Here is a 20,831-nt window from a genome sequence, read left to right on the forward strand (position 1 = left end):
ATGACGGCAAACGACGTTGAAGAGCGGAAAGGTCTGCGGCGACTGCAAAATGTGCTGGTCGTAGCGGTGTTTTTGGTTCTGTCAGCGGTTGCTGTGAGAATGCTGCTTATTGATGAGCCGCAGCACTGGCGGGAAACAGAGAAAGACGTCGCGCTGTCGACATTTTCAGAAGCTGTCAGTTTGGTTCGGGCAGAATGGTTGCGCCAAGGAAAGCCCGCTACAGTGGCACTGTTTGAACGTGCTGATTCGCCGGCAGGCTTTATTAAGGTGAATGATAAAGGATGGCCGTCGGTTGATAATGATTGCTTGGGCTTGTGGCGTAAGTTAGGTGGCGAAATACCCGCTAGTGCGCTAAGTGCGAGAAAAGATGAAAATCGCTGTTACTTTGCCATTAATGAGAAACCATGGTTCTGGTTTGATACAGATCAAGGTCGGATACAGCGAGAAAAACGCCGGTAGGCATTGTTGAGAACTTGTTATAAAATGGATTTATAGAGGCTAACTATGAGTGGGAACATGCGCAACAGACAGAAGAAACAACAGGGCTTCACCATTATTGAGCTGATAATCGTGGTGGTGATTCTCGGCCTATTGGCTGCGGCGGCTATTCCGCGATTCACTGACGTTTCTTCTGACGCCGAAGATGCCGCGCTTGAAGGCGTTGCCGGGGGCTTTGCCAGCGCTGTTGGTATTGTTCGTGGTGAGTGGGAGCTGAGTGGACGTCCTAAAGGAGCTGCGTCTACCGGCGCTGGCGCTGAAGTGTCTATGGACCAGGTATTGCTGTATGTCGATGGCAATACCGGTTATCCGGTGAGTGGCGATAATAACGCTGCGCACGATGAAAATATTCAGGCAGCTGACTGTGCAAGCATCATGCAATCGATATTGCAGGGCGCACCGACAGTCTCAGAAGACTTTGCTAATCTGGAAGAAACGCGTTACTTCACTTATGTGACGCAGGACTCCACAACGGGCAATGATATGTGTGTTTACTACTTGGCGAACACCATAAAAAATGAAGCGAATGCGCCATCTGGTGATGATTATCTGACACTAGGCAACGCTTTCGTTTATAATCCACGTAATGGCGGCGTGAGTATTCACAGCAACAACCAATAATTTTTTTAAATCACAACTGAGAGTTTTAATTATGCGTAATCAAAAAGGTTTTACTCTGATCGAACTGATCATTGTCATTGTAGTTTTGGGGATTTTGGCCGTAACCGCCGCACCTCAGTTTATTAATTTTTCGAGTGATGCTCGTGCTAGTGCCTTAAAAGGTATGGAAGGGTCCATTAAAGGAGCTACGCAGTTGACTTACTCTAAGGCTGCTGTAGAGGGAAAAGAGTCGGCCGCTTCTGGAGAGAGTATATCAGTAAAAGGCAATACAGTTGATTTGGTTTATGGATATCCAGCAGCATCTGGAACGGGAATTATCAATGCTGTTGATGGTAGTTTTGATACTAACTTATCAGCTGACTGGGTATACGAAGAAGGAACTCAAGATGACGGCTCTGGCGGTACTGAGCCTTCAGGTGAAATCTTTATAGCTCAGTCATCGTCAGTAACTGGTTCAGGTAGTGGTGGTGACTATGCTTCAGGTGATATAGCTTCTTCTAACTGCTACCTTACTTATAAAGTAGCTTCTAGCTCCGAGCCTGCTACGGTTGCGGTAAGTGAAGATTCAGGTTGTTAAGCCTTGTAGCCCGCAGTAATTAAGGCTGCGGGCTTCTATTTAAAGCTAAAGGCCAAATATGAAGTCCCAAGGCTTCACTCTTATCGAGCTCATCATCATACTGGTCATCATCGGTATTCTAGCCGTATCAGCCAGCCCCATTTTTATTAGTGATTCCGGTATGAAAAGCCAAAGCGCTCGATTACAGGCGCTGAGTATTTTGCGAGCTATTCAGCAGCAAGCTATGCAAGATACAGCGAACGATTATAGTGTTTCGGTAACAGAAAGCACATTAGGGAACCCACCTTACAATGAAGATAACAATCTTCAACTCAGCAACTTAGATGATATTGCGTTTTCTCCTGCGGGTATAATTATAGGCTTTAATGCACTAGGACAACCAACGCTTGATTGCGATGGTGGTTGCACAGTAACCATTATCGAAAGCTCAGGCATCAGCCGCACCATCAGCATTAATAAAGAGGGCTTTATTGATGCGCAATAAACAAGAGCAAGGCTTCACCCTCATTGAGCTTATTGCGGGCATAGTCGTTATTGCTATTGTTACCTTAGTGGTTATAGCAGGGTTGGGCCAACTTTTCCGTCAAAGCGTAGATCCCTGGCAACAGGTAAGAGCGACTGAAGTTGGTCAAAGTTTGATGAATGAAGTAATGGCGCGCCGTTTCGATGAGAATTCTAATGTCGGGAACCAATATGTACGTTGCTCTGAAGGCTCTGGAAGTTGTACAACGCCAGCACCATGTCCCAGTGACGCAAGCACACCTAACGCGGAAGAAGCTCAGCGCTCTCAGTTTGATGATGTAGACGACTACAACGGTTTGAAGCTTAACGGAGCTCAGCTTAGTGGCTCATCACCCAACCGTTATAACGGCTTTGAAGCCTTAGTGTGTGTTACCGAAATAGCCGCCAATGAGTTAAAAAGCATTACGGTCACAGTCACGACACCTCAGGACGAACGTATTGAGTTCAGCGCTATTAAGGGAAACTGGTGATGAGCGTGCAAAGAGGCTTCACTTTAATAGAGCTCGTCATCGTCATTGTTTTGCTGGCGATAGTTGCTGGTTTTAGTTTTCAATTTGTGGGTATTGGCGCACAAATGTTCAGCACGGGCTCTGAACGTTTGCAAACTATCGAGAAAAGCCGCTTTGCTATTGAGCGGCTGACTCGGGAAATTAGAGGTGCGGTTCCGAACAGTGTTCGAGTAAGCGAAAATAAGCAGTGTATCGAGTTTGTTCCTATTATAGTGGCGGGAACCTATTACAATGCGCCTATTCAGTCAGACTCGGGTAGTGAAATGACGTTAGTGACTTTTGCTGACAGCCCTGATGACATTAATGGAAATGAGCGTGTTTTTATATATGCGACACGGCCTAATTTTATTTACGCAGATTCTGGGCGTAATGCTGATATTCAAAGTTATGAGAAAACAAATAATATTGAGTTTGAATTAACATTTAATGAAGAGATTCGTTTTGCGAAAGAGTCACCATTAAAAAGAGCTTATATTGGCAGCACACCAGTGAGCTTCTGTCTGGATTCAGGGAACTTATTTAGGGTGAGTAGCTATGGATGGGGCCAGGCGCAAACCGAGTGGTCCAGTGGCGATTTAATTGCGACGGGAGTGAGTTCTGACGAACCCTTTGACGTAACCGCTAATAACCAACAAAGTAATAATATTGTCACCATTCAGCTTCAGTTTGGTGATAATGCGGAAGAGCAGGTTTTCTATTATCGCGAGGTGCACATTCCTAATGCGCCATAACAGACCTTTTAAGCCAATAAAAACACAACGAGGCAACACCTTGGTTATCGCGGTGTTTGTGATTGTCGTGCTTGGAGGATTGGTTGCGGCACTGGCCAGTTTACTGAGAACCTCTTCCGAGAGTGTGGTGGTAGAGGTTCTGGGGGCGAGAAGCTATTTAGCGGCGCAATCAGGTTTGGAACAAGCGATGATGACTGTTTATCCTTTGAAGGATAAGGTTGAAACCAACTGCAGTGACATAGCAACTCCCGAGAACGAGCCTTTCAATTATGAATCTTCTGGGCTTCAACAATGCTATGTAAGCATTAGTTGTGGTTGTGCAATTATTAGCTCTGATGGCGAAACAACAACTAGCCTGGAGTGCAATGAAGAACCGGCAGAGACGAATGTCTCATTTACTCACCTAGTTATAACCTCTAGCGCAGTGTGCGAAGCAGGTGCTCAGCGAGCCTCGCGAGAGCTTCAAATAGAAACGCGAATAGAGCAAGGAGAAGAGCCGTGAGCAACTTTGCACGTTTAGCTGTTCTTATTATTGTTCTATTTGCGTCTTATAGTATAAGCGCGGCAAATTATACTTTGCCAAATAATCCGCTACCTGGCTGCTCGCTGGACAATTCAACTGACACTTATACTTGCCCCAATGGACTAACGCTGGGGTTTGAAGACAGGCTTCAAGTGACTGGTAAAAGAAATGTCACTATTAATGTATCTGGTGATGTGAACTTAGGCACCAGAGTCCGTTTAAACCCAAATGGACAGCCTGACCAACTTACGATTGATACAACAGGTAGCTTCAGAGGCGGCTACAACAATGAGATAAATGCAAATATCTCGAGTGGCGGTAGCTTAAGAATTGACAATGAAACTCCCGTACAAGGAAGCTTAACTGCGCAGACCAACTTAACGTTGGGGTTCAGAAGCTCTCTAAATGGCAGTGCCACGTCGCTAGCAGGTAATGTTAATACAGAAAACGAAGTTCAAGTGATCGGCGATCTGTCAGCGGCTGGTAATATCGTTTTAGCGTTCCAAAGTGAGGTGGCAGGAAATCTATCAAGTGGTGGCAATGTGTCACTTCAAAATGAAGTTGAACTAGCGGGAAACGTTGATTCAGGTGGCTCCGTCTCCTTAAACTTTCGTTCGGAAGTAACTGGGAATATATCGGCAAGTCAGGATGTAACCTTACAAAGGGAAGTGACGGTAGATGGGAATGTGAATTCACCTGGTACGGTGTATGTTCCGGATAGTAGTCGTGTGACTGGCTACGTCAATGCGCCTGAAATTATAGATGAAGATAACGTTCAAGGGGAAACCTGCGATATAAACGACAATATAGGCCCTTGCTCTGGCTCTCCGGGAACTCCGACAATAGAGCCGATAGGTTATTGGTATTTTGATGAGCTGAATTGGAATGGTAATACTGGCGAAGTCGTCGACCAATCAGGCAATAGCTATAATGGTCAGGCGCTTCGTAACGCGTCAACCTCTGGGTTCTCACCCGCTATTGATGCTGATCTTGGCACCTGCCGTTATGGCAAGTTTAGTGGCGATAACGTTGTTCAAGTGCCGAACGCTACAGAAATAACTCAAGCTGACTCAATATCCATAGCTTTTTGGTTTAAAGGTGATGCGAGCTTACAGAACCAAAGTGAAAGTTATCAGACATTGCTAATAGTTGGCGATGGGCCGACTGAATCTTCTGCTGGGCGTTTTGAAGTTTATAGACAGGACACGTCAGACGGCGGCGGTATCTATTTCGAAATTCGCTTACGTAATGGGGCTATTGTGAATGTCGAAGCAGGAAATCAGTTAGAGGGTGGCACGCAGCTACTGGATGATACGTGGCATCACGTAGCGGCAACTTACAGTCGAGATGATAGGCGACTTCAAATTTTTATCGATGGGAACCTCGTAGATCAACGATCATTTAATGGGAATCGTAACTTAAATAGCATTAGTGACAATTTATTTATAGGTGGACAATCAACTGCATCTAACAGTTTTTACGGTGAGTTAGATGAAGTGTTTATCAGTGATGAAGTCATGTCGACTGATGATGTTTTAAACTTGATGTTGACGACCCGCTCTTGTGCCGACACTAGACCACAATGTTCCGAGGTGTGGCCGCAAGGCTTTAGTCCTGTTAACAACGCTCCGCTTCCGCTTGATTTACCCGACCGAGCATTGAACTCGCAACTGCCAGGTGTATTACAACCAGAAGATTATTTAAGAGTTGGAAGCTTCGGTGATGTTGGAGCCGATTATTTTACGAACGGACAAACCTCCAGAGTTTATATTGATGGCGACCTAACGATTCAGTCCGGGCGCCGAATAAACATTAACGGTAATGCAAATGAACTGATACTGGTTGTTACCGGCGATTTGTATTTAGAACAAAATGTCGAAATAAATGGATTTATATACGTCAGTGGCAACTTGTACTTTGAGCGAAGTATATCACCTTGGTTCAGGACGGTAGTTGAAGGCGGATTAAGCCTAAACGGGCAATCTGCTGATTATGGTTCGTTTGGGTTCTTCGCTCCAAATATTCAGTACCGTTCACCTGCAGAACCGCTCGATGGCGGTAACTTCTGTGAAGCTGGAGATGTCGATCCTCCGGCGACGGCTCCTGATCATTATCGTTTGTCATACTCTAGTCCTGCGCTGACATGTGAAGCCGCGGAAGTCACTGTTGAAGCATGTGCTGACGCTTCCTGCTCTACTTATTCCTCTGTTGCCAGTTCCGTGTTCTTATCGGATAGCGCGGGTGATTGGAGTCAAAATCCGGTAGCAGCGTCACCGACAGCGACCACACAGTTGAGTCAGACCGAAGCAGGAACTTACATTCTTGCTATAGATGACACACAAACCACACCGGGAGCGTTGAATCCCCCCCAGTGCTATGTCAATGGAAACTTTAACGCAGGTTGCTCCATTACCTTCAATGACACCGGTCTGAAATTTGATTCTATAGGTACTCAGACATCAGGCAATAGCTTTCTAACTAACCTGTCGGTTGTGCGGACCAACGACAACACGCAGGCGTGTGAGGTCGTTGCTGAGCAAGTTAACCAGATAGAGATGGGAATGCACTGTGTTAACCCGGGCAGTTGCAGTGACTTTGGCGAGTTTCCGTATGCGCAAATGTCTGTTGAACAGGAGCTTATTAATGAGCTTCAGGAATACGGCTCAGGAGGCTTTAGTGGCTGGACTCCAGTAGCCGCCGGTTTTGATGCTGGCCAAGAAGAATTAGAGGTTCAGTACGGTGACGCCGGAAAAGTAAGCCTGCGCGCAAAAGCCCAACTACCAAATGGAAAAACCATTGAAGGCGTCTCCAATGAGTTCGTCTATAAACCTGCTGCCATTGAAATGGCAGCAATAGCAGCTAATACTTACTCTGATGGAATTTTCGCTAAAGCGGGAGAGGCATTTTCAGTTGACCTTCAGGCGCGTAATAGTGCCGATCAAGTGACTCCGAACTTTGGAGAGGAGACTCCACGCGAATCACTGAATTTGGATAGTGATGTTGAGCCAGTAGATTCTGACAATGTTGGAGGTGCTCTCGAGAATGCCTCAGCTTTTGATGCTAAAGACGATAATATGCTGTTTAGTAACGACTCGGTTACATATTCTGAGGTTGGGAGTGCGACGATTACGGCGAAAGTTGCGGATGAGGACTACTTAGGTGCCGGTCCTGTTACAACCGAGCATATTATCGGTCGATTTATTCCTTACGAATTTCAGATGGAAGCGATAGGCGGCTTTATGAATACTTGCGGGGAAAATCAAAATGTCTTTTATTATATAGGGGAATCACAATCCCTCTCACAGGGATTCGCTTTAACCGCAGTTAATAAGTCTGGACAAACAACAAAAAATTATCCCTTAGAGGACTCCATTCCGAACCTTGGGGAGTGGGGGCTAGAGTTTTACCCCTTTAATAAAGTTTTTAACGATGAAAACGAACTGACATCAATAGAATTATTAGAGGGAGAATTGACTCCTACAAATCATGAATTGAACTGGAGTAATGGTGAAGCATATTTCTCTTTCGCTAACCCTACAGTTATTTACGAGAGATCAGGGACCGAAGAGGGACCTTATGAAAACTATAGTTTAGGTATTCAGTTCAACGATGGTGAAGGGGGAAACTATTACTCCGTAATAAGTGAATCTGACCTGCCGGCTGCGGGTAGTGCCCCATCCTATAAGCTCTATGATAGAGCTCGCTTATTATACGGACGTGTCAGCCTACAGGACACTTACGCTGCAATAGGCGATCAAATGCCGGTTATAGGTAATGTTGAATATTGGGACGGGGAAAAGTTTGTTATAAATGAGGATGACTCATGCGAGACGTTTGACAAAAGAGCACACGAATATTTAGCGGGCTCATCTTTTTATAGTGAAAATGATGAAGTTCCAGACCCAGCTCCAATCCCAGCTCCCGCTCCGGTTGATATTGCAGCTTCAAGTGATATCACTGTTGAAAATGGACAGTTAGCACCGCCATCAATACCTTTAGACAGTCTGCTGCGTTGGGAGTCTGGCCAGGAAGGAGCTGAGCTGCCTAATAAGCCATATACGTTCGATTTTAACTTAAATGTTCCGCCGTACCTAAAATATGAGTGGGACAATGATGAAAGCGATGACGAACAATACCAAGATAACCCTCAAGCCGAAGGTACCTTTGGTATTTACCGAGGCAGTGATCGGCAAATCTACTGGCAGGAAGTGGGTTGGTAGAACGAATTATAACGATTAATCGACAATTCGATGACAATGCCTCTTGCTCTTTTGTTAACAAGCAAATAGCATAAAGCAGAGTTTAAACGAAAAATGCGGACGTTGACGAACGTTCATAATTATTACAATAACGATAGTGCGACTACAGCTTTGGCTTTTACGCCGCTTTGTTATTTTTTCAAGCTTGGAATGGAAACATGATGCGATTGGCTCGACTGGCCTTGGTAATGGCCTCTACATTGACATTCGCCTCGACGGCTCTTGCTCAGCAGGAGATGACTGTCGAAGAAATTGCTAACCAAATTTCGACTCTAGAGAGCGATTTTGAAAACTTTTCTGGTACTGTAAACACGCTTCAGCAAGAAGAGCGGAACCTGCGAGAAAAGCTGCAAAACTTGCGTGAGCGCAACAGCGAACTGGAAGCGAAACGTGAATCAGCATTGGCGGAAATGAATGACCGCTACCAACGTTTGGTGGAAGACCCAACAATCGACATTGCTGGCGCCCAAGAAGCGTACAAGCAAGCCGTTATGGCCCATCAACAGAATAAAGCAGACATTAAGCAGCAAGTGAGTCTGGTTAATGAAAAAGCACGCGAAGTAGAAGAAGCGCGTGTAAGCAAACACAGTCTTATTAATGAAATTGAAACGCTTAAAGAGCAACGCAATTTAGCGCGTGTCGATCGCTTAGAAAGTGAGTTTAACCGTACTGGCGAACTTGAAGTGAGTCAGTCAATTAGCTGTGACCGCCAGGAAACACTGGGGCAGTGTGAAAATCGCGGCAAGCTCATGGCTAAGCAAAAAGCATCGAAACAATATCTTGATACCATTCTGGATGGTTTAAGTGAAGCTTCACTCGCTCGCGAAAACATTGAAAAAGCCAGTCCGAATGTACAAATTTTAGGTTCTAAAACGGTCAGTAATGGCTTTAGTGGCGCAGGTAACTACGGCGTTAAACTGGCGGTTGAATTGCGTGGTCAGTTACCTCAAAGTCAGGCTTGTACGCTATTGAACGTTGATATGCGCTATTGTGCGTCGGAGCAACGGCCGGGGGAGCTGCAAGCGGGTGATGAGGAAACGGTTGATAGCTCCGTCATGCACCCGTTAACCATACGCTCTAACGTGTATGATGATGAAGTTGTTATCGATGGTGTAAGCTATGGTTCCACCCCGTTGGAAGTAATGTTGCCCGGCGGTGAACATCAGGTTGAAATTCTTAAGTATGGTTACTCTGCCTACGCGGAGAAAATTTTACTGAAAGACGCTACCGCTATTCGTGCTGAATTAGAGAAATCTGATTACTCCTTTACTCGTGGCGAAAAAATTCAGGACATTCTGTATCGCGATGTTCGTGGTCCTGAACTGGTTGTTGTGCCCGCGGGGAAATTTAAAATGGGCGACTTGGTCGGCAATGGTTTACCGAACGAACGTCCGGCCGAAACGCGTGAAATTCCGACCGCATTGGGTATTTCTGACACTGAGATTACGGTTGAGCAATTTGGTAACTTTGTGGAAGATACGGCCTATGTCACCGAAGCTGAAAAAAACGGTACTTGCGCAAGCCTGAGCAATGGTCGTCCGCAGTTTAACGAAAAACTTACGTGGAAAAATCCTGGGTTTAAACAGTCACAAAGCTCACCAGTGGTTTGCGTCAGCTTTAACGATGCACAAGCCTACGCTGAGTGGCTTACACAGAAAAGTGGATTTGAATACAGTCTTCCTACTGAAGCAGAATGGGAATACGCGGCACGCGCCGGTTCGGAAACCGATTTCTGGTGGGGAAATGATGTCGGTTATGGCAAAGCAAACTGTCGTAACTGTGGTACAGATTGGTCAAATACACGCCCTGCTCCAGTCGCGAGCTTTCATCGTAACCCCTGGGGATTATACGATACTGTCGGTAATGTCTGGGAGTGGGCTAAAACCGATGACGGTGTGGTAGTGAAGGGCGGTGCCTGGAACTTTACGCCAAGTTTGGCAAGAGTTTCTACAAAAATGGAACTTCCGTCAGATTTTAACTCCAACTACATTGGATTCCGTGTTGTAAGAGCTCAGTGAGTATTACTGAGCTCTTTGCTGTCACTCTGTTAGCTTATAAGTAGGGATATACCGCTTCATGTTTAAAAAAATTCGCGGCCTTTTTTCAAACGATCTTTCTATTGACCTTGGAACAGCGAACACGCTTATCTATGTCAAGGATGAAGGCATCGTTCTGAACGAGCCGTCTGTTGTTGCCATTCGTCAGGAACGTTCAGGTGGGCCAAAATCTATCGCCGCCGTTGGTGCAGCAGCAAAGCAAATGCTGGGTCGTACACCAGGTAACATTCGTGCCATTCGTCCTATGAAAGACGGTGTTATTGCAGACTTTTATGTGTGCGAGAAAATGCTCCAGTTTTTCATCAAGCAGGTGCACGATAGTCATTATTTCCGGCCAAGCCCAAGAGTTTTAGTCTGTGTTCCATGCGGTTCAACCCAGGTAGAACGTCGTGCTATTCGCGAATCTGCACTGGGTGCCGGTGCGCGCGAGGTTTACTTAATTGATGAGCCTATGGCTGCCGCTATTGGTGCAGGCTTACCGGTGTCTGAAGCTACAGGCTCTATGGTGGTCGATATTGGTGGTGGTACAACTGAAGTTGCCATTATTTCCTTAAACGGTGTGGTTTATTCATCATCGGTTCGTATTGGTGGCGATAAATTTGACGAAGCAATTATTAGTTATGTTCGCCGTAATTTTGGTGCATTGATAGGCGATGCGACAGCAGAGCGTATTAAGCACGAAATTGGTTCAGCTTTCCCGGGCGAAGAACTGAAAGAAATCGAAGTTCGTGGTCGTAATCTTGCTGAAGGAGTTCCGCGTTCCTTTACTCTTAACAGTAATGAAATCCTGGAAGCTTTGCAGGAACCTTTAATGGGTATTGTCAGTGCCGTTATGGTTGCGCTGGAGCAATCTCCACCTGAGCTTGCATCGGACATTTCCGAGCGAGGCATGGTTCTTACCGGTGGTGGTGCGTTATTGAAAGACATTGACCGCTTGCTTCTGGAAGAAACAGGCATCCCGGTTATTATTGCTGATGATCCGCTAACCTGTGTTGCACGAGGCGGTGGTAAAGCGCTGGAAATGATTGATATGCATGGTGGTGATTTATTCAGTTATGAGTAATTCATGAAGACGCTGTTTGCCCGCGGTCCATCCTTACTCTCCAGGCTAGTGCTCGCACTAGCCTGTTCGTTTCTGCTGATATTTATTGACCACCGGCTTCAGGCAATGAAGCCGGTTCGGTTATTTTTGAATTCGCTGGTGGCTCCGGTTCAGTATTTGGCTATTTTGCCAGAACAGCTGCTGGACGGTGTCTCCGAATCGTTAAAAACCACGTCGCAGTTAAGTGATGAAAATAAGCAGCTTAAGCGGATTATTCTGGAGTTACAGGGTGAGCAACAGCAGCTCCGCTTTCTTCAGAACGAGAATAAACGACTACGTGAACTTCTTGGTTCAGACGCCCGCGATTCAGCCCGGCGTATGGTTGCCGAGGTCATCGCCGTTGCCTCCGAGCCGTTTTCACAGCAGTTGGTTATTAACAAAGGTACGCTTAATGGAGTCTACGAAGGTCAGCCCGTACTCGACAGCCATGGCATTATTGGACAGGTGCAGGACGTAGGCGGTAATACCGCTCGTGTTTTGTTACTCTCGGACCAGAGTCATGCGATATCCTTGCGCTCAGAACGCAGCGATATTCGCATATTGGCGCAGGGAACAGGCGATATCGGTCGTCTTGAGTTGATGTTTATTCCCCACAGCACTGAGCTGAAAGAAGGGGACCTTCTCATGTCTTCGGGGTTAGGGGGAATATTTCCTGAGGGCTATCCGGTGGCAACAATTCGAAAAATTGTCAGGGATGAGTCTCTCCCTTTTGCTAAAGTGGTAGCGGATCCCGTCAGCGCGCTTGACCGCGTACGTAACGTTTTATTGTTGTGGCCAAGCGACGGCGAGCAGCAGCCCATTTTTGATGAGGACGAGGAATAATTGTGATAAAACCCGGCTTCATTACGTTGTTGATCACCTACGTTATTGCGCTGACTCTTATGGTCATGCCAATGCCTGCCGCGTTCGATACCTTTCGGCCTGACTGGCCAACCTTGGTTATGCTGTACTGGATAATAGCCTTGCCGCACCGGGTAAACATGGGAACCGCTTTGGTACTCGGCGTGCTGAGCGATATATTGCTGGGGTCTATTGTCGGCGTGCATGCTTTAGGTATGGTTGTTGTTACTTATTTTGCGGCACGTCATTTTCAGCGTATTCGTAATTTTGCCTTAATACAGCAAGCGCTGGTTATTGCCGTACTGATTTTTATTAAGCGCTTTGTTGTGTTTGAAGCCAATGTGTTTTTGCACGACGCTGAATTTACGTTCTCTTACTTCTGGCCAGTGCTCACCTCAGCTGTTTTTTGGTTATGGGTGTTTCCGTTACTGAGAAAAGTCCGTCGTCAATTCGGAGTTGCTTAATGCGCCTGCTACTCGCTTCCTCTTCTCCCCGTCGGCGAGAACTGTTAACGCTATTGCATCGTCCTTTCGATTGTGACGTTCCGGAAATTCAGGAACTACGAGAGGCTAATGAGAATGCCAATGATTATGTGACTCGTCTGGCTGAAGAAAAGGCTCAGGCAGTGGCACAACGACAGGAGACTCCCTGTCTGGTGATAGGCTCTGATACGCTGATAAGTTTTCAGGGACAGGTGATGGAAAAACCAGAAAGTTATGAACATTTCAGTCAAATGATGAAACAACTTTCTGGTCAGACACATGAGGTTCTGACATCAGTGAGTGTTTGTCGCTGGAATGGGCATAGCGTGGTTGCCAGCGAGACGGCTTTAGTAACAACGCAAGTGGAGTTCGCTGCGCTGAGCCAGGAAGAAATAGATGCTTACTGGGCAACTGGTGAGCCTCATGATAAAGCGGCTGGCTATGGTATTCAGGGCTATGGCGGGAAATTTGTAAAACGTATTGAAGGTAGCTACTTTGCTGTTGTTGGCTTACCTTTATATGAAACTGAACAGTTGTTGCGGATGTTTGAAATGACAGGTGAAGTCGATGAGCGTTGAAGTCCTAATGAATGTGACCCCCACAGAGACTCGTGTTGTGCTTGTTGAAAATGGCATCCTGCAGGAAGTCCACATTGAACGCCAGGCAAAGCGTGGCTTAGTTGGCAACATTTACATGGGCAAGGTATCACGGGTGTTGCCGGGAATGCAGGCGGCGTTTATTGATATTGGCCTCGATAAAGCGGCTTTTTTGCATGCCTCGGATATTGTTGTTCAGGTGGACGGTGATGATTTACCGCGGCCTGACGAAAAAACACAGCAAAGCATTACCGAATTAGTGCATCAGGGGCAGCATATTATGGTGCAAGTGGTTAAAGACCCTCTCGGAACCAAAGGAGCGCGTTTAACCACTGACATTACCCTACCGTCGCGGTACCTGGTCTTTATGCCTAAGAGCGACCATGTTGGCGTTTCTCAGCGTATTGAAGAAGGCGAGGAGCGCGAGCGCTTACGGCAGCTGGCAGAAGAGGTCAGTAAAAGCGACGGGAAATTCATTGTTCGCACGGCGGCAGAAGGTGCTTCAGAGCAGTCGCTGCGAGGCGATGCTGACTTTCTTTTCCGGCTGTGGGAGAAAATAAAAACGCGAAAAAAATCTCAACGCAAAGCGGGTATGTTGTACGAAGATTTGAATCTTTCCTGTCGTGTCTTGCGTGACTTTGTCGGTGAAGAAATAGAGCGCATTCGGGTTGACTCCAAAGTTACCTTCGATACGCTCAAAGTCTTTACTCAGGACTTTATTCCCGAATTAACGAAAGTACTTGAGTATTACACCGGTGACCGGCCTATTTTCGACTTGTTTGATGTTGAAAATGAAATGCAGCGAGCACTGGATCGTCGGGTTGACTTGAAATCCGGTGGCTCACTGATTATTGATCAGACCGAAGCGATGACCACGGTCGATATCAACACCGGCGCGTTTGTGGGTCATCGTAATCTGGAAGAAACCATATTTAACACCAATATCGAAGCCACGCAGTCGATAGCCCGCCAGTTACGGTTACGCAATCTTGGTGGCATCATCATTATCGACTTTATCGATATGAAGAACGAGGAGCATAAGCGACGGGTATTGCACAGCCTTGAACAGGCGTTAGGCAAAGACCGCGCAAAAACAACCATTAATGGTTTTACCTCGCTTGGGTTAGTAGAAATGACCCGGAAGCGCACCAGAGAGAGCCTGGAGCATGTTTTGTGCTCGGAGTGCCCGGTTTGCCTGGGGCGAGGCAGTATGAAAACGGTTGAAACCGTCTGCTATGAAATTATGCGTGAAATTGTCCGGGTTCATAAAGCTTATGAAGCTGATAAGTTCGTTGTTTATGCATCCGCGAAGGTAAGTGAAGCTTTACTTAATGAAGAATCTCATGCGCTGGCTGAACTTGAACTGTTTGTTTCGCGTCAAATAAAAATACAAACCGAACCTCTGTATAATCAGGAACAATTCGACGTAGTAATGATGTAAGCCGTATGAGGATTCTGTCGTGGATTTTGAACAAACTCTGGCTAACGCTGGCTATTGTGCTGGTGCTGGTTGCTGTCGGCCTGAGTTTATTGCGTTACAGTCTGCCATACCTGCCCGATTTGACTGAGCCACTTGAGCAACAGCTGGAAGCCCGTTTTCAGCAACCCGTGAGCATTAGCGAATTATCGATGGCCTGGACCCGGGAAGGCCCTTCGATTGTGCTGGATAATTTAGTTTTGATGGAACGTGAGCAGTCGCCTGTGCAGGTGCGCATTGGGAAGGTTCATGTAGTGCTCGACTTCTGGAAAACCTTAAGGGATCAACAGCTCATAGCGCAGCAGTTTATTCTTAATGACGCCCGCATAGCGGTAGATATACGCAAATTCTCGGTAGCTAGCGAAGCTGAAAAATTAGATTTAGATTACGTAAACCGCTTATTCCTTCAGCAATTAGAGAAGTTTTCTCTGAATAATAGTGAGTTGTTACTGACAAACTTGCGTGGCGTAACGCGAGAAATTGATATTGACCGACTGTCGTGGAGCAATGAAGGCAAAAAGCACCAGGGGATTGGCCAATTCCGGATGGAGGATTTTGCGACCAACAGTCTCGATTTCATTATCGACTTGCGCGGCGACCGTTGGGCGGAATTTAACGGTCAGTTTTATGTCAATTCGCAGAACGTCGATATCAGTCCCTGGCTTGAGGAGCAACTGGGCGAGATTGACGTACAAGCTTCAAACGTAAACTTTACCGGTTGGCTTGATGTTCGGAATGGCCAGTTATTTGAAGGTTTAGTCAAGTTAAGAGACAACCGCGTTACCTGGTTAGACAGTCATTCAGAAGAACTCAACTGGTTGCAGTTACCTGAAGGTGAAATTGTGCTGAGGCCGGAAGAAAACGGCTGGTTGCTCAACAGTTTACCAATGACGGTGAATACCTCAGTAGGTCAACTGGAGTTACCGCGTATTGCCTGGCAGCAACTCGATGAGACCCATGATATCAGTGTGAATGATATCGCGATTGATGAGATTGCCGCATTACTGCCTCTGCTGCCGTTTAATAAAAAAGCTGAGTCGGTAAGAAGTCTGGGCTTACAGGGTAAAGCGAGCTTGCGCTATCGCCTGCACCCTGTCTCCGGCCAGCAATGGTCAGTAAAAAGCCAAAACTTATCGGCGGACGGGAATGCGCGCTGGCCGGGCTTTAATGGTCTGGATGTCAATATCAGTAGCTTGTCGAATCATGGTGCATGGCAAGTAGAAGGCGACAATGTTCTCTTTACCGGTAATAGTCTTTCCAGCAAGCAAGCGTGGGATATTGATACGCTTAATTTATCGGGGTCCTGGTTGCTACAAGCGGACAACTGGCGGGTGAATTTAGAACAGCTACAACTCCAGCGAGACGACTTTAATCTTACCGGTAGTGGCGGTTTGTCCGGCGACAGCGAAACAACACCACAAATTGATTTATTTCTTTCTACCGCCCAGGGCTTTTCTGTCGATACGGCCCGTAAGCTACTGCCATCAATTATGGGGCAGGGAGTAAAAGACTACCTTTCCACAGCCTTAGTTTCCGGTCAGACTCGTGGTATGGAGTTACTGTGGCGCGGACCTGTCACGCAGTTTCCGGGTGAGGATAACCGAGGTGTCTTCAATGCGCGGGTAGAGTTCGATAATTTAACCTACCGGTTTCAGCCAGACTGGCCGCCGTTAGCCGATGCTCCGGTAAAGCTCGATTTTTATAACAGAAGCTTGTTCATGTCGACAGATTCAGGGCATATAGAAGATGTGCAGGTAACCTGGGTTGATGCGCAGATTAAGGATTTAACCGATGTTTCTCAGGGGTTGCAGATTCAGGGTGGTGTTAGTGCAAAGGGTGAGTCGTTGTTACCAGTGTTTGAGCAGTCGCCGCTGGACAGCGTAACCGAAACGCTCATGCAAATTAACCCGAGCGGAAAGGTTTCTGGTTCTTTGCAGTTGGATATACCGCTAAACGACTCGCGAGATGTTGATGTTGTTGTCGAGGCGCCGTTAGCCGGGGTGTCTCTCAATATCGAGGCGATACAACAAGATTTTACGGTTTCTGAAGGCCATCTGAAAATTGACAACAGCAAGATACGTACCGAAGGGCTGCGTCTGAACTGGTACGGTATGCCGATACCAACCGACGTATCGGGACGGCTTAACGGCGAGGATTATTCACTGAATGTGAATACAACTCTGGACTGGCAGAGCGAGCCTTTATTTAAGCAATTGCCTTATTCGCAGTGGAAACCGTTTTTTTACGGTGCGGTAAATGGCGAAGCTAATCTAGAGTTAACGTTCAACGACGACGATGTCGGCGTCGTGCTGGAGTCGCAGTTTGACTTGACTGGTCTTGAGACCTCGCTGCCAGCGCCGTTGCAAAAAGATTTTGGTGATAACTGGCAATTGGCTGTTCAGCTTAATGGTACTGGAGATGAGCTGCGTTTACAGGCAAATATCGATCAGCGTCTTAACTGGGATAGCCGCTGGCAGCCAGGCAGCGGAGGCTGGCAACAGGCACGGCTGAATATTGGAGAGGTCAACTCTGCGAACGAACTGGCCAATGGGTTCGCGATAAACGCACAGCTCCCACACGCCGATATAGGCCAATGGTACTCAGTACTTTACGCACTGTCCGGGGACTCAAACGTTGATGCTGAAGGTGGTCGTGGCGAAGGGTGGCTGCCCGATTCAATTCGTATCGAAACGCCTCAGCTACAGTGGGGACGACAGAAGTTTGATCAGGCGGACATTCAGGTATGGCCGGAAGACTCCGTCTGGCAGGCGCGGGTAGATGCTGAGAACGCCGTGCTAAGCGCGACCATTCCGGAAAGCTTTGTACAGCAGGGAATAACGGTCAGAGCCGATTACCTGGCGTTAAGCAGCGACGTCGAGCTTCCGGAAAATACCGGGAAGACCGACTGGAGCTGGCTTGAAAAAGTTCCGAAGCTTAACTTTTTCTGCCGCAGTTGTCGCATTGACGAGCATGAATTAGGCGAAGTTGAGTTAGTGCTTGCTCCGCTTGAAGATGGCTTCAGTATAGAAAAAATGGCTCTTAAAAAAGGCGGTGATGAGCTGGCTTTAACGGGTTACTGGCGCTACACAGACGAACAAGCGTTAAGTGCGCTTTCCGGACGTTTGGAGGCTGGAGACCTTGGTGATTTATTACGTGACTATGGTCTGGAAACGGCGGTCAGAGACAGTGCTGCGGCTATCGACTTTAATTTAAACTGGCGTGATCATTTGTATCAACCAGACTGGAATTCGTTAAATGGCGAAGTCGCCTGGGATTTAGAAAAAGGCTACCTCGCTGAAGTGAGTGACGGCGGCGCGCGCATTTTTTCACTGCTGAGCCTGGACAGTATCCTCCGAAAGCTGACTTTAGATTTTCGTGATATTTTTTCACAGGGAATGTTTTTTACTGACTTAACCGGTAGTGTCCAGATTGACGAAGGTGTTGCTCATACTAACGACGCAAGATTACTAGGGTCAGCTGGCGATATGGATATTCGCGGCTGGACCGATATGAAAACTGGCGAGCTGAATTATAATTTGACTTATGCGCCGAAGGTTACCTCCAGCCTGCCAATTATTCTTGCCTGGATGGTGAACCCTCCCAGCGGGCTGGCTGCGCTGTTCATCGACAAAGTACTGCACGATGCAAAAGTGATTTCGCGTCTGCGTTATCAGGTCACCGGTACTATTGAGGAACCGGTGGTTGAAGAAATAGAACGTGACAGCCGCCCGGTTGATTTGCCAGAATTGGAAGAGAACTCAACCGATTCAGAGGCAGACGATGACACAAGTTCAACTGACGGCGCTGCAAATGAGCAGTCGTCCGGACCCGCAAGATAATTTAGCCATTGTTGCTAAACTGCTGGAACAACTCCCTGCCACACGCCCGCAACTGGTGGTGCTGCCTGAAGCCTTTAGCTGCTTCGGTGCCGGTGACCGCGCTCAGTTAGCGATGGCTGAAACCTACAAGGATGGTGAGGTGCAGAAACAGCTGGCCGCCTTAGCGAAAAAGCATGAGGTTTATCTGGTGGGCGGTACGCTGCCAATAGACGCCGGTGAACGATTCTCTGCGGCCTCCATTCTTTTCGGCCCCGATGGCGGCATTCTCAATCGTTATGACAAAATTCATTTGTTTGATGTTGATGTGGCGGATAATACCAAAGAGTACCGTGAGTCTAAGTGGACGCAGCCGGGCAGTAACGTGGTAACGACAGCAACGGACTTTGGTGTGGTTGGCATGGCAGTATGTTATGATCTGCGCTTTCCAGAGTTATTCAGCGCATTGCGTCAGGCTGGCTCTCAAATCATTGCTTTACCCTCTGCATTTACTCAGGTTACCGGAAAAGCTCACTGGCATGCATTGGTTCGCGCCCGTGCCATTGAGCAACAGGTTTTTATCGTGGCACCGGGTCAGGTGGGGGAGCATGCAAATGGTCGTGAAACGTTCGGCCATTCAATTATTGTCAGCCCCTGGGGTGAAATACTGGCAGAACAGGAACTGGATGAAGGTGTTGTTTCTGTCAGCGTTGATGTAGCGGATATTGAACCCATACGAAAACAAATGCCGGTGGCGCAACAAAATCAATTTGAGGTAGTACAAAAGACATGACACTAACTGACTACGAATTGTCACAAGACGACATAAGCAAGGCCTTATCCACGCTGTACAGCGGTGATATTGATTTTGCCGATATCTATTTACAACACAGTGTCAACGAGTCGTGGGTGCTGGAAGATGGCATCATTAAAGACGGCGCGTTTCATATTGAAACGGGTATGGGTGTGCGCGCTGTTCAGGGCGAGAAAACCGGCTTTGCTTATGCCGATGAAATTACGTTGAATGCGTTGCAGCGCACCAGTGAAGCGGCCCGCGGTATAGCGCGTCAGGGCCAAAGTAAAAAGGTTGAAGCCCTGAAGTCGGTGCAGGCTAAGTCGCGCTATGAAGCGCTGAATCCGCTGGATACTTTATCTGAAGACGAAAAAATTGAGTTGCTGCAAAAAGTCGATGCGCATGCGCGGGCACAGGACTCACGTGTAAGCCAGGTGGTGGTGAGTCTGAGTGGCAGTTACGACGAAGTTTTAGTGGCTGCGACAGACGGCACTTTGGCCACCGATAAGCGCCCCTTAATTCGTCTGAACTGTTCTGTTATTACCGAGCAAAACGGTCGCCGCGAACGCGGCAGTGCCGGTGGTGGGGCGCGTGTAGGATATGAATTTTTCCTTGATGAAGCGTCCGGCAATGCCCGCTGGCAGCGTTTTGCGGAAGAAGCCGTACGTCAGGGCTTAGTGAATTTAGAAGCGAAACCTGCACCAGCAGGTAATATGCCTGTGGTACTGGGCTCTGGCTGGCCGGGGGTGCTGCTGCACGAGGCGGTCGGACACGGTCTGGAAGGCGACTTTAACCGTAAAGGCTCGTCTGCTTATTCCGGTAAAATTGGCGAACAAGTGGCTTCACCGCTTTGTACTATTGTTGATGACGGCACCCTGAGTGATCGTCGTGGTTCGATGAGTATCGATGACGAAGGCACACCCAGTGGTTACAACGTATTAATAGAAAACGGCATATTGCGTGGCTACATGCAGGACAAAATGAATGCGCGTTTAATGGGTCAGGCAACGACCGGAAATGGCCGCCGTGAAAGCTTCGCTCACTTACCTATGCCGCGAATGACCAATACCTATATGTTAGCCGGAGAAAGCAGCCCGGAAGAGATTATTGGTAGTGTGAAAAAGGGCATCTACGCGCCGCAGTTTGCCGGTGGTCAGGTCGATATCACTTCCGGACAGTTTGTGTTTTCGGCATCTGAAGCCTATTTAATTGAAGACGGTAAAATTACCACACCGATAAAAGGTGCAACGCTTATTGGGAACGGACCAGAAGCTATGGCTCAGGTGTCTATGGTGGGTAACGACCTGTCGCTGGACGAAGGTGTCGGTGTTTGTGGTAAAGACGGGCAGAGTTTACCCGTAGGTGTTGGGCAACCGACGCTGAAACTGGATTCAATGACAGTTGGCGGTACCGAATAAGTGAGTTGCCC

General features: G+C 47.4%; 17 protein-coding genes. All 17 read left to right on the forward strand.

The window, feature by feature from the left end; genetic code table 11:
- Entirely contained in the window at positions 1 to 459 is a 459-nt protein-coding gene (locus tag Q5L94_RS07390; RefSeq protein WP_317497803.1) for a Type II secretory pathway component, read from the forward strand.
- A 57-nt stretch (positions 460 to 516) separates the two neighbouring features.
- Entirely contained in the window at positions 517 to 1,119 is a 603-nt protein-coding gene (locus Q5L94_RS07395; protein WP_053953251.1) for a prepilin-type N-terminal cleavage/methylation domain-containing protein, read from the forward strand.
- A gap of 31 nt (positions 1,120 to 1,150) precedes the next feature.
- Positions 1,151 to 1,696 carry a type II secretion system protein gene (locus Q5L94_RS07400; protein WP_317497804.1) on the forward strand — a complete coding sequence of 182 codons (546 nt, stop codon included), beginning with the start codon at positions 1,151 to 1,153 and terminating at the stop codon, positions 1,694 to 1,696.
- Positions 1,697 to 1,754: 58 nt separating this feature from the next.
- A complete protein-coding gene (locus Q5L94_RS07405) occupies positions 1,755 to 2,180 on the forward strand; it encodes a prepilin-type N-terminal cleavage/methylation domain-containing protein (protein ID WP_317497805.1) in 426 nt (141 codons plus the stop codon).
- Complete coding sequence (locus Q5L94_RS07410; protein WP_317497806.1) at positions 2,170 to 2,688, forward strand: type II secretion system protein; 519 nt, start codon at positions 2,170 to 2,172, stop codon at positions 2,686 to 2,688. The genes Q5L94_RS07405 and Q5L94_RS07410 overlap by 11 nt, the downstream gene beginning before the upstream one ends.
- Complete coding sequence (locus Q5L94_RS07415) at positions 2,688 to 3,458, forward strand: type II secretion system protein (protein WP_317497807.1); 771 nt, start codon at positions 2,688 to 2,690, stop codon at positions 3,456 to 3,458. Before Q5L94_RS07410 ends, Q5L94_RS07415 begins: the two co-directional genes overlap by 1 nt.
- Positions 3,448 to 3,960, forward strand: coding sequence for a type II secretion system protein (locus tag Q5L94_RS07420; RefSeq protein WP_317497808.1), 513 nt, complete (start codon positions 3,448 to 3,450; stop codon positions 3,958 to 3,960). Before Q5L94_RS07415 ends, Q5L94_RS07420 begins: the two co-directional genes overlap by 11 nt.
- On the forward strand, positions 3,957 to 8,201 hold the full coding sequence (locus tag Q5L94_RS07425; protein ID WP_317497809.1) for a DUF6701 domain-containing protein: 4,245 nt from the start codon (positions 3,957 to 3,959) through the stop codon (positions 8,199 to 8,201). The genes Q5L94_RS07420 and Q5L94_RS07425 overlap by 4 nt, the downstream gene beginning before the upstream one ends.
- A 197-nt stretch (positions 8,202 to 8,398) precedes the next feature.
- Positions 8,399 to 10,258, forward strand: coding sequence for a formylglycine-generating enzyme family protein (locus tag Q5L94_RS07430; RefSeq protein WP_317497810.1), 1,860 nt, complete (start codon positions 8,399 to 8,401; stop codon positions 10,256 to 10,258).
- Positions 10,259 to 10,316: 58 nt separating this feature from the next.
- A complete protein-coding gene (locus Q5L94_RS07435; RefSeq protein ID WP_317497811.1) occupies positions 10,317 to 11,360 on the forward strand; it encodes a rod shape-determining protein in 1,044 nt (347 codons plus the stop codon).
- A gap of 3 nt (positions 11,361 to 11,363) precedes the next feature.
- Complete coding sequence (mreC, locus tag Q5L94_RS07440) at positions 11,364 to 12,221, forward strand: rod shape-determining protein MreC (protein ID WP_317497812.1); 858 nt, start codon at positions 11,364 to 11,366, stop codon at positions 12,219 to 12,221.
- A gap of 2 nt (positions 12,222 to 12,223) precedes the next feature.
- Positions 12,224 to 12,703: a rod shape-determining protein MreD gene (mreD, locus tag Q5L94_RS07445; RefSeq protein WP_317497813.1), complete on the forward strand. Its 480-nt coding sequence runs from the start codon at positions 12,224 to 12,226 to the stop codon at positions 12,701 to 12,703.
- The gene (locus Q5L94_RS07450; RefSeq protein ID WP_317497814.1) at positions 12,703 to 13,299 is read left to right on the forward strand and encodes a Maf family protein; all 597 of its coding nucleotides are present in this window, start codon (positions 12,703 to 12,705) and stop codon (positions 13,297 to 13,299) included. The genes mreD and Q5L94_RS07450 overlap by 1 nt, the downstream gene beginning before the upstream one ends.
- Positions 13,289 to 14,758, forward strand: coding sequence for a ribonuclease G (rng, locus tag Q5L94_RS07455; RefSeq protein ID WP_317497815.1), 1,470 nt, complete (start codon positions 13,289 to 13,291; stop codon positions 14,756 to 14,758). The genes Q5L94_RS07450 and rng overlap by 11 nt, the downstream gene beginning before the upstream one ends.
- A gap of 26 nt (positions 14,759 to 14,784) precedes the next feature.
- A complete protein-coding gene (locus Q5L94_RS07460; protein ID WP_317497816.1) occupies positions 14,785 to 18,633 on the forward strand; it encodes a YhdP family protein in 3,849 nt (1,282 codons plus the stop codon).
- A complete protein-coding gene (locus Q5L94_RS07465; RefSeq protein ID WP_317497817.1) occupies positions 18,605 to 19,402 on the forward strand; it encodes a carbon-nitrogen hydrolase family protein in 798 nt (265 codons plus the stop codon). The genes Q5L94_RS07460 and Q5L94_RS07465 overlap by 29 nt, the downstream gene beginning before the upstream one ends.
- Entirely contained in the window at positions 19,399 to 20,820 is a 1,422-nt protein-coding gene (gene tldD / locus Q5L94_RS07470; protein WP_317497818.1) for a metalloprotease TldD, read from the forward strand. Before Q5L94_RS07465 ends, tldD begins: the two co-directional genes overlap by 4 nt.
- Positions 20,821 to 20,831 lie beyond the last annotated feature (11 nt).

It is taken from the genome of Idiomarina sp. Sol25, assembly GCF_033052775.1.
GTDB lineage: Bacteria > Pseudomonadota > Gammaproteobacteria > Enterobacterales > Alteromonadaceae > Idiomarina.